The sequence below is a fragment of the Protofrankia sp. Cj3 genome, assembly GCF_917627355.1.
Lineage (GTDB): Bacteria > Actinomycetota > Actinomycetes > Frankiales > Frankiaceae > Protofrankia.
In genome coordinates this window covers 1-11,341 of the sequence record NZ_CAKJTR010000154.1, presented here as the reverse complement: position 1 = coordinate 11,341, position 11,341 = coordinate 1, and the positions used below count along the sequence as shown (strand labels likewise).

At 65.9% G+C, this 11,341-nt stretch carries 4 protein-coding genes; 1 reads left to right on the top strand and 3 read right to left on the bottom strand.

The window, feature by feature from the left end; translation table 11 throughout:
- Positions 1-11: 11 nt before the first annotated feature.
- Entirely contained in the window at positions 12-2,222 is a 2,211-nt protein-coding gene (locus tag MJ783_RS17955; RefSeq protein ID WP_239311794.1) for a WD40 repeat domain-containing protein, read from the bottom strand.
- Positions 2,219-4,540 carry an AAA family ATPase gene (locus MJ783_RS17950; RefSeq protein WP_239311792.1) on the bottom strand — a complete coding sequence of 774 codons (2,322 nt, stop codon included), beginning with the start codon at positions 4,538-4,540 and terminating at the stop codon, positions 2,219-2,221. Before MJ783_RS17950 ends, MJ783_RS17955 begins: the two co-directional genes overlap by 4 nt.
- 172 nt (positions 4,541-4,712) lie before the next feature.
- Here MJ783_RS17950 and MJ783_RS17945 point away from each other — a divergent pair, with 172 nt between their 5' ends.
- On the top strand, positions 4,713-7,874 hold the full coding sequence (locus MJ783_RS17945; RefSeq protein WP_239311790.1) for a WD40 repeat domain-containing protein: 3,162 nt from the start codon (positions 4,713-4,715) through the stop codon (positions 7,872-7,874).
- 107 nt (positions 7,875-7,981) lie between these two features.
- On the opposite strand, the gene fxsT is transcribed toward MJ783_RS17945, so the two are convergent.
- Positions 7,982-10,774, bottom strand: coding sequence for an FxSxx-COOH system tetratricopeptide repeat protein (gene fxsT / locus MJ783_RS17940; protein WP_239311787.1), 2,793 nt, complete (start codon positions 10,772-10,774; stop codon positions 7,982-7,984).
- Positions 10,775-11,341: the final 567 nt, after the last annotated feature.

Below are 11,341 nucleotides of genomic sequence, written 5' to 3'. Positions count from 1 at the left end.
CCCAGGGACACCTACCAGCGGACGTGCAGGCCGATCAGCTCGGCGATACAGACCAGCCCGCCATCCCCGGCACAGGCGATAACAGGTTCGTACGGGTGAAAGGCGACTCCATGTACTCGACCTGCGCAGGGCAGGCAGGCCAGTGGGTGGCCCGTCTCGCTGTCCCAGAGCAGCAGCATATGGTCGGCCCCGCCGGTGGCGAGGACCGTGCCCGAGGGAGATGCGGCGAGACAGAGCACAGAACCCCGGTGGGCCTGCCGGTACCATCCTCCCTCTGCTGCGCTGGCCGGCCACAGCGCCAGGGTTCCATCGACACCACCCGTGACGACGCCAAGCGTGGCCACCCAAAGGGCCGAGGTGACCTGGCTCCTCTCGTGGCAGCCGAGCACCTTGGGCTGCCACCGTGTGTCGGGGCCGGTAAGAGCAACAGTTCCGTCCGTACCTCCGATGATCACAGTGCCGTTGGATCCAACCGTGACCGTGCGGATCCCGGTGGTATGCGCGTCTACCGTGACCAGTGCGTCGCCGGAGACGGGATCCCAAAGGTGGAGTTGGCTCGCGGCGCCCGCCGAGGCCACGAAGGAGCCGTCGGCGGCAGTCGCACATGCCCGGACGGAGGAGCCGCCACCGGAATAGTGCAAGCGTTCGGTACGTAGGCGGAGGTCCCAGACCCGGCACACCCCATCGAGTCCTGCGGTGACGACGTTTCCGTCCGGCAACGGGGCCAGTCCCCATACCTGTGCCCCGTGTTCACCGATGCCGACAGGTGTCAGCGGGAGTTGCGGCAACTCGCGCCGACCGGGTTGGGGCACCTGCGCGAGGAGGTTTTCGGCCATGAGCACGGTGCCCTGCTCGCCTGCAGCGAGAACAAGGTTGTCTCCGTGCTGGAGTAGACGCACGGTTTCGCCGGGATGCTCCATGACGGGACCGGTCTCCTCCCCGGTCGCAGTCTCCCAGCCGCGCACCGTTCCGTCAGTTGAGGCCGTGAGCAGCACAGTGCCACCACCGGTGAAGGTGCAGTGTTCGACCAAGCCGGTATGTCCACCGCGCGTCGAGCCGATGGCAGCTGCCACGTCCCAGAGGCACACTGTGCCGTCCGCGCTAACCGACGCCACCGTCCTACCGTCGCAGGACAGGACGCAGCCCACGACCATGGCGGTGTGAGCGTCGAGAACGCCGAGGCGGGTGAGAGCGGGTAGTTCCCAGAGGTGGACGCGGCCGTCGTCGGAAGCCGTAGCGAGCAGGGAACCATCGTCGGTGAGGGCGCAATGCATGGCCGGCGCAGGGGACGGAGAGATGTCGGTGCCGCGTCCGGTGACGAGATCCCAGATGACGACCCGCCCATCTTCACCGCTGGTCACGAGCGGGCGTCCGCCCGGTCCGAGCGCGCACCCGGTCAGCGGGACGCCGTGCCCGTGCAGGAGGTTGGTCACGGGACTGCCGGCGGCGAGGCCGCGCACGTACACCATACCCTGGCGCCCACCGTAGGCGAGGACGGTCCCGTCCGGACTCAATACCCCGCAGGTCAGCGGCTCCGGTGCCGAGTCTGGGTCCCCAACGAGGCGGAGGTCGGGCAGTGTCCACCGCCTGATCCGGCCGTCGGTGCCGAACGTCAGCACCGCGCTCCCGTCCGGCAGGACCGCACAAGCGGTGCAGGATGGCTGGTGTGCGGTGACGTGGGCAATCTGAGCGCCGGTACGGAGCTCCCAAACGTGAAGAGTTCCGGCGGGATTGCCGGTCGTCGCTAGAACAAACCCCCCGTCGGGAGTGGCCGCGCACGCTTGGGGAGCCGCCGGCATGTCGCCCAGTATCCGTGCCATACGGCCGGTCGCCGTGTCCCACACCCGCAGCGTCCGATCCGTACAGGCCGATACCAGTAAGTCTCCTCCGGGGACGAGGGCGCAGGCCGACAGCCAGTCGGATCCATGGTCGAGGCGGCGTAGGAGGGATTCCGACTCGCGGGGACGGGTGCGCAACCGCAGGTGGGGCAGCAGGCGTGCGGCGTGACCTGCGCCCGCCCGGTCCCGTGATTCGGTGTGGACCAGGACGGCGGCCTCGGGATTCCACTGGAGCCGGTTGGCGAGTTGCTGCCAGGCGAGTTCCGGGTGGATGACGAGTATGTGCGACTCGAGCCGCAGCGCGCGGGCGATGTGGGCGAGTCTGCGCCGGGCAGCGGCAGTGTCAATGGGTAGCGAGGCGCTGCCCCCCGCCGAGGCACTCACATTGTCTCCTTCTCCGGCCACAGCCGGAGAGCCAGCTGGAAGTCATCCTGAAGCGCATAGACCCCGGTGTGAGTGACATCGACATGGCCCTGCTGGCCGGTGTGTTCCTCCACCCCGATCGCTTCGATTTTTCGCTGGAGGAAGCGGAAGTCGGTGAGGGTAGCATGCAGGTCATCCCAGCAGCCACCGTAAGCCTGCTGGTAGGAAAGCTCATGCAATTTACGAGTATTCGCCACGGACCGCGCCCCGTCCACGAGGTCGAGCGGTTGCGCGGCGAAGTACTCGGCCAGGTAACGGTGCATGCCAGCGGCGTCCTCCCCAGACATGTAACGTGCAGTAACCACCTCGGTGAGCTGCCGATGGTAGAAGCCGAGCAGCACCCTACCCTCGCTCCGGCGTTCGTTCAGGTACGGTTCCAGGTCCGCGTGCAGGCGTGCCCACAGGATCGGCGGGAGTCTCCCCTCCGTAGGTGGAGACTTCGGCATCCTGCGCCCGACTTCACCGAGAACCGCCCCATCGCCGGAGAGCAGATCCAGCATCTCCCCTTCGCTCAGCCCGTCCCGCGACGCGGCAAGGAGGCCGAGCGCCCGGCGCACCAAAGCGGGTCCGTGCTCCGATTCCAGCCGGTCCAGCAACTGCCGGAGGATGCCGGGGACGTCGGAGGCGAGTGTGCCCGGGGGGACGTGCGTGTACGAGGCCCACCGGCGTGCCTCCTCGAACGCCAAGCGCAGGTGCAACGGGTTGCCATACTCGGCGAAAGGACTGGTCACCTCTTTTCGCTGGTCCTCCGTCAGGGCTCTCCCGGCTTCACCCAGCCATCGGCTCAGCAGTTCGTCACCCTCCCCGGCTGGTAGTGCACCCAGGTGTACCGTGATGGCCCTAAGCTCGGCGGCGGCGTGTTCGGCGGCGCTGCCCCGCTGCGCGGACAGCACTACCCGTACTCCCGACGGCAGTTCGGAGGGCAGCCAGCTGAGGTCGGGCGCCCCGGCCAGTTGGTCCAATGCATCCAGGACGAGGACGAGGCCCGATCCGGGTGGCACGGCGGCCAGCGCATCCCGGAACGCCTCGGCGAGTGCGGGCAGGCCCACTGGCGGGGTGTCCTCGGCCCTGCCCGCGAGGCCGGGCAGTGACCTGCGCAGGTCATCAACAAGGGTGCGTGGGTCCGCCGAGCGCGGGGTCGCTCCGATAAAACGAGCGATGACGGGCCGCCCACCAGCCTGGGCGCCAGCCCGGTACGCCGCCTCGGCCAACAGGGCTGTCTTGCCGATCCCGGGGTCCCCGATGACCAGCAGCGGTCGTGCGGTGTCCGATCGGAGGTACCGGCTGATGGCGTCGAGTTCGTCCCGGCGCCCGGTGAAGCTCCGGCGACGCTCGGCGCCGAAGTCGTGGTGGGTCTGCTCCTCCGATTGGTGCGAGTCGACCTGCGCCACGAGGCGCAGTTCTTCGGTAATCGCCCCGGCCAGTGCGTCATAGACGTCCCTGCACAGTTGGTCGGTATGTTCCGTTGTCGGGCCGCCCGCCATGGCATCCCAGACCGCCCTGTATTCGGTAACGGCCTGGCAGCCATCGAGGCGCCGATAGACGTCGTCGTGGAACCGCCGCAGAGAATCAGCCGCCTGGGTGTCCAGGCGTTCCTCGCCCTCGACCAGGTCGCGGTAATTGCCTGCGGACGTGTTCTGCGGGAGCCCTTCCAGCATGCGGCGGAAGACGAAGACAGCACCGGGGATGTCCGGGCCGCCCACCGGGATCCCGCGGGCGGTCTCCTGCTCGGTGATTGACGTGCCGAGAAGCTCGAGCACAGCGGCCTCGGCCAGGTGCTCGGCGGCCCGGAGCAGGGCGACCTGCAACTTGTCCTGCTCAACACGCCACGCCTTGCCCTCTCGGTACCGGCCACGCCGGGGTTGCAGGACGAATACCACGGGAACGGCGTTAGCATCCTCTTTGTACCAGTGGTTGGCGCGCTTCGCGTCGTCCTGTGTAAGTCGTGTGAGCAGGCGGCGGAACGGCTCGGCATCAAGGGCCGGCGGTAGCAGGCTCTTGCCGTAGCGATCTCCCAGGAGAAGCAGGAAGTTGGGCCGCCTCGTGGCCTGGCGGCAGCGGTCCACCTCGCTCAGGCAGATCTCCACGATACGTTGGTCCACCGATGCCTCGGCGGAGATTCCCCAACGCAGGTCTATGGCCTGGAACTCCGCACCATGACTCGCGCACAAGTCTCGCAACTTTGGAAACACGCGCTTGTCAAGGGCGTTGCGCTCCCCCTTGAGGTCACCGAACGTAGAACTGACGAAGACGCGGAACACCGGTATGGCTCTGGGCATCCACTCACCCTGACGATCTCATCGATATGGACGTAATCCAGGTTAGCCACAGCGGCGGCGTACCTATTCGAGTCCCGGCTATTATACGGGGAGTGGCAAATGATCGACTGGCCGGCGTGGGCAGGGCTGGGAACCGGCCACGGAGCAGAAGACCGCGAGGATAATCCTCCTCATGGCGGCGGCGGGCATGCCTGGAGCTGGGGGCGAAGGTGGCGACGCCACCCGGCCGTCCGGCCTTTCTGCAATCGGCGGGGCCATCGATACCTGCGCCCACATCCTCGCAGGTGACCCGGACCAGTTTGCCGCACAGCTTCTGCTGCGACTGGATGCGGCGACAGACGACACGACCGGGTTACGCAAGCTGCTTGACGCTGCTGCCACGTGGCACGGGCGGACATGGCTGCGCCCGCTGCGCCCCAGCCTGCGTTCCTCCCCGTCACTGCTGCGCACACTGCCGACCGGTGACTGGGGCGCGGAGAGCGTGGCGGTCGCCGCCGACGGGAGCCTGGCCGTCGCCCCCATGGGACGTGGCATCGTAGGGGTCTGGAACCTCGGGACGGGGGAACTGCTTCGCCGGCTGGTTGGGCACACTGACTTGGTCCGTGCCGTCGCCGTTACAGCGGAGGGGACACGGGCCGCCTCGGTGTCCGAGGACGGCACGCTACGGGTCTGGGATATACGGACCGGAACCCTGGTGCGCACGCTGACGCCGCCCGCGCTGTCCGCTCTGGCGCTGGCGATGAGCCCGGACGGGCGCCATGCGGTGACGGTGTGTGAAGATCACCCGATCGCGGTTCTGGACGTGGCCACGGGCCGACGCCGAGCGCTCCTCAAGGGCCACTCCCGGCTGGTCCGTGCCATCGCGGTCACACCGGACGGGCGGCGGGCCATATCCACCGGCTGGGACCATACCGTGCGGCTGTGGGACCTCGCGTCAGGGCGCGAGTTGCGGGTACTGGGCCGGGAAGATCTGGCGGCGTTGGGTCACGACGACATGGTCGGCGAGAGCATGGCAATCTCCCCCGATGGCCGCACCATCGCATTCGGGATCGTCAACGGGTCGATCGGCCTGTGGGACCTGGCTTCCGGTGCAGTCATGACAACCCGGCCGGGGCATACCTCTCTCATCCGCTGTCTTGCCTTCACCCCGGACGGGCAGCGTCTGGTTTCTACGGGCCGGGACCGAGCCGTGCTGGTCTGGGACATCGGCCCGGGCGAAGTGTCGATGCGCCTGACCGAGCACACCGACGAGGTCGGGGCACTCTGTGTGCTTCCCGGCGGGCATCGTGTGGTCACTGCCGACCGGGAACTGAAGGTATGGTCCCTGGACTCAGGGGAGCTGCTGGCGACGCTGGGACGGCACGACAACTCCGTGGACGCGATCGCGGTCACCGGCAACGGGCGGCGGGCTATGTCCACCGATGGAGGCGGGACGGTCAAGTATTGGGACCTGACCCGTGGAACAGCCACATCAGGTCCGGACATCGGGTCCGCCCGCGCCATCGCCGTCACCCACGACGGTCATATTGTCGTCTTGAGCGATGGCAGTGTCGCCATATGGAGCCTCAACAGGGGTGAACGACTCGCTCGTATCGACGACCCGGGGATCTCCGGTGATGCGGTGGCGATCGCCGGTGCCGGCAACGACAAATCGTCCTTATTCGGCTTTTCACTATTTTCGAGACTTCCTGGATCTTCGAAAGTTTCAGGCCTATCAGTCCTCGTGACGTGCGAGGACCACCCGCTGGAGGTCTGGGACCTCGACACAGGCACCCGTGTCGCCACCCTGAGCGGGCACGTCCGCCATGTCCGGGGGCTCGCCACCTCCGCCGATGGGCACCGGCTGGCGTCCGCATCATGGGATGGGACGCTTCGGCTATGGGACCTCCCCGCAGGCAACCTGCTGAAAACGGTGAGTAGCCCGAACCTGACTGGCCAGGACGTCGCGCTCACGGCCGACGGGCGACTGGCTCTCGCTCCCGGCGAACACGGCAGCGCACACGTGTGGGATCTTGAGACTGGGGCGGTGTTCGCCAGCCTCGACCCGGGTACCGGTCCCTTGGCGCAGGTGAACGCGGTCGCTCTCTCCCCTGACGGCAACCTGGCAATCACCGGTGAACAGGACGGAACGGTCCGTGTGTGGGATATGCCATCCGCCCAGTGCCTGCGCTCGCTTACCGGGCATTCCAACGGCGTGAATGCGCTGACGCTCCCACGCACGGCGGATGTGGTGGTGTCGAGCAGCATCGACCGCACCGCGCGTGTGTGGGCGCTCGACCGCCCAGGTGCGGAGAGCCTGCCAACCGGGCACACCGACTTTGTCCGGGGCCTCGCCGAAAGCCCTGGCAACGGGCTCCTGGTCTCCGCCTCCAACGACAGCACCGTGCAGGTATGGGATCCCCGGTCCGGTCGCCACCTGCGGACCCTGGCCGGGCACGACGGCGGGGTCTGGGTGGTGGCCGTGTCACCAGACGGCAGCAAAGTACTGTCGGGAGCGGAGGACTACACCCTCCGACTGTGGGAGCTGTCCACTGGCCGCTTGCTGCGTACCCTCGAAGGCCACCAGGAAAAGGTCTGTGCGCTGGCAGTGAGCGCCGACGGAACCCATGCCGTCTCAGGGGCTTACGACCAGGCTGTCATCGTGTGGGACCTGCAGGCTGGACGCCCGCTGCGTACCCTCCACGGGCACTCGAGCCTGCTGACGGACGTGGCCATCACCCCGGGCGGGCAGGTCGTGGTGTCGGCCGGGCTGGATCGGGCTATACGAGTCTGGGACGTGGCATCCGGAGCCGGACTCGCGGTGTGGGATGCGCACCCCGATGTGGTGGAGACGGTAGCGATGTGCCCAGACGGCAGGACGGTGCTCTCTGGCGGCATCAACGATGGCTGTGTGCGGATCTGGGACCTCAAGACATTCGAGCAGCTCGCTCGGGTGGACGGCCCGTTCAACTCGGTTGAAAAGATCGTCATAGGACGACAGGGCCGCATCGCGCTGTGCGCAGTCGACGACACATGGCGGGGATCCCTGAGCGTCCTAGACCTGCGGAACCACCAATGGCACCACCACCTGCGGAAGCACACAGATCGGGTCGGTGCCATCGCGCTGAGCGGAGATGAGCAGTTGGCGGCATCGGTGTCGCTGGACCATACCCTGCGTCTGTGGAACCTCCGTGAGGGCACGGAGGCGGCACACCTCACGCTGGACGCAGGGCTGGTCGCTGTCACGCTCGCATCGGATGGCAGCTGGGTCGCCGCCGGCGGCGAGTCCGGCGCCCTGCACTTCTTTCGGCCAGTGTGGCCGAAGACCGCAAGCAGGCCACAGCAGCAGAATTGAACAGTGACATGACCGGAGCGGACACCGCTGCCTGCCGGCTTTGAGGATTGAATAGCTCAAGGGTTGCATTGGCCAAGGACGCCTCGCTCAAATCCCGACAAAAAAAGCTACGAACAGTCGCAATCCCGAAGGCGGCGCCCCGTCCGCCGGGTTTCCGGATGGTCAGCGCCCAGGACGCGACAGCGACGCTCGAGCGTGTCCTTCCAGAGGTCACAAGCTTCGCCGTACCGACCGAGGCCGTGGATGTCGCGAGCGAGATTGTGCGCAACATGGAGGGTTAGCGGGTTGTCTCTGCCGAGTGTCCGACGCAGCCTGTCGAGGGTATCGCAGTGCAATTCGTATGCGGCGGCAACATCGCCGATGCGGTAAAGGTCGACCGCGAGACTGTTCGCAACCTGCAAGGTATCAGGGTGATCTTCTCCGAGAATTCGCCGAGACCGGTGCAAGGTGTCTTGATGTAGCGCCTGGGCGGCCTCATATTCATGCATCGCGTAATGGTCGACGGCGAGGCTGCTCGCAGCGAGGAGCGTGTCAGGGTGGTCAGGGCCCAAGACGCGGCGTGATATATCGAATGTACTTTGATCCAATGCTCGAGCCTCAGCATATCCGCCAAGATCACGGAGATCGTGAGCGAGGTTACGGGCTGAGGCGAGGGTCCGTGGGTGGTCCTCTCCGAGAACAGCCCGCCGCAACTCCAAGGTTTCTTCGTCCAATACCCGCGCGGCCTCCGTTTCTCCCAGGCCGTAGAGGTCGAGGGCTAAGTTACCAGCCAACTCCAAGGTCTGCGGGTCGCGATAGCCGAGAGTTTTCCGGGCCATGTCGAGTGCTTGTGCGTGCCAGTCACGGGCGGCTGGACGGTTACCGACACCACGCACGTCGAGGGCGAGTGCGTCTGCGGACAGCAGAGTATCTCGATGTCCCTGTCCGAGGAGCCGCCGACGCCGTTCGTAGGTGTCACGGTCTAAAATCTCCGCCTCACCGAACTTACCGGTTCGGCGTAGGGCGTCTGCGTACCGGTATGCGGCGTGAAGCGCGTCGGGATGGTCTGAACCGTCTAACCCGGACCAGATGTCGAAGACTCGCTTGGAAAGGTCCATGGCAGCCGTATACTGGCCGCTACGCGTAAGGCAGTCGATGACGTTGAGAACAGTGGTACGGAACTTGCGCCGCCCACCGTCGTCCACGTGTTCGAAGAGAGCCTTGACATGTACGGCGAGCTCAGTGTAACTAGGCCATGCGTCAGGCCTATCCGGATCGGGCGGAGCAACCTCGGCGAGCAGGCTCTGCGTCCGGCCGATGATTCGCGTCCGCTCGGCTGCGGTCAACCCGTCGCGGATGATCGCCTGGGTGAGCCGGTGAAGGTGGAGTGTATTGTTCTCGATCCGGGCCACCCCGAAAGATTCGATAGAATACAGCATAGCCGCTATGGCGACGATCGCTTCTGTACTTGGTCGAACCATCGCCGAAAGAATAGACTGCGGGAGGGGCTCCGGCGCCAGGAATGCCGCGCAGCGTAACATCTCGACGGCTACGGGATTCCGTTGCTCCAGTCGGTCCATGGTCATTGCTACCGAGCCAAGCAGACCAGTAGGGTAGTCTGTCGGCCTCTCGGCGAAGGCATGGGAAACCGCTCTGTCCAGTAGGACGAGGTAGGTGTGCGGAGTCATCCTCGTGGTCGAGAGGTATGCGGCTGCCTGGCCAACCGCGAGCGGGAGGTGACCCAGCGCTCCTGCGACTCGGATGGCCTCGTCGCCCGTCATGTGGGTGACGCGACGGTGCAATAACGACAGCGACTCGCCCGGAGTGAAGCAGTAGACTTCCGTGGTCTCCCCGAACTCCCTCAAGGCCCGGCTGCGGCCGGTAATCAGAACGTGGCCGCTTCCGCTGGGCCACCACTCAGCCAGCACACTTCGCTCTTCAACGTTGTCGAATACGAGCAGCCAATTTGAACGTTCCCGCAAACGATCCAACGCCCGCCGCGCACGCCTTTGAAGGTCACCGTCCTCAGCCAAATCAAGTGTGTCAGCCAAGGCGCCAAACGCCTCGGCGATGGTCGCCGGCTGCTCCGCGGGCACCCACCATACCAATGAGTAATCGGCGGCGAAACGATAGGCGTACTCTACCGCAAGCTGGGTCTTGCCACCTCCTCCGATACCAGTGAGAACGTGCGAGGCAACGCGGTTCGAAGCCGCCGAAGAGAAACTTTCACGCAAGGCAGACAACACTGTTTCCCGGCCGACGAACCACACGTTCCGCGCTGCGACGTTCCACGTCCGCGGCAAGCTTCGCGGAAATGACGGGCGGCCGGCGTCATCGTTACCCGCCGTCGGCGCCCCTGGAAACCCGCCCGTAGGTGTCCGCCCACCCTCCACCAAACCGACGGCCTGCAAGAGGCGATGGCGAGCAGCACTCTCGTCGAGGTCGAACAACGTTCCACAGTTTATTGCACGAAGCGGCCCCAACGGTTCGCAATATGCAATTCGAAGCGGAATCAGAGCCTGACGGCGGAGTGCAACTGCCATTTCTATCATGCAGTAGCTCGAGGCGAAGTACGAGGGCGAGCACAGCGCAATGGTCCGCTCCGCAGCCTCCTGCTGCAAGCTTATCCACGTCACGATATTTTCACCGGGCACCGCATCCCACGCACGCAGCCGTACCGTCCGGCCCGCCGTCTCCAACTCCCAGGCGACCCACTCCGCCCAGGCCTGATCGGCTCCCGTATAAGAGATGAAGAAATCGATCTTCTCAGCTGATGAACAAGTCCGGTGCGACACCTTTCCCCCACGCAGCATCCCGGCGGACAGAGTATGAAAATCGGCGACCGTAGGCGATTCGACGGCAGAGATCCACGCGCGTGCGGCCGGCTGCCCTTCCTCCCGAACGAACGCGAGGACAGTCACTACGATATCCGCTGGCCGTGCGCCGGTAGCCCCACTCGCCTTTGCGCGTCCGTTCTCTCGGCCCGCGAAGCGTGTCCTTGCCCTGTTGTGTCCATTCAGTGGCTATTTGATCCAATGGCTGCAGCAGGGGCTGCCGGGCAGGGAGCGGCAGCCAGGGCGTGCCGGCGAGCGCGGCAGAGATGGCTTCGGAGGGGCCGACGCCTGGTTGCGCTCTGAGATCACGTATGAGCGGATGCGGCAGTACCGGCTGCGGCGACCGACTCACCACAGCCTTCGCCGCGCTGCGCGCCCTACCCCTACGATCAGAAAGTCACATTGCTGCTACCGCACGTGCCCGTCGCACGACCCTCCCCGCCCCACGGCCGCCCGAACAGGACCCTGGCCCGCCGACTCGAAGCACATCTGGGCCCTCGGTGTGCCCGCAAACGACCGAGAAGCCGCCAATCACAACGTCGATCAACATCCTAATCCGCCAACCATTTCCCGTAGCGCTGCTGGCGAATTTATATCCGATCAAGGAAGCCCGAAATCGAGTCCACAATGGGCCGGGAGAGGATCCTGCTTCAA

Bases quoted from the DNA above. Each gene is read 5' to 3' on its own strand.
- MJ783_RS17950 (WP_239311792.1), bottom strand. From the start codon at position 4,540: ATGCCCAGAGCCATACCGGTGTTCCGCGTCTTCGTCAGTTCTACGTTC.
- MJ783_RS17945 (WP_239311790.1), top strand. From the start codon at position 4,713: ATGGCGGCGGCGGGCATGCCTGGAGCTGGGGGCGAAGGTGGCGACGCC.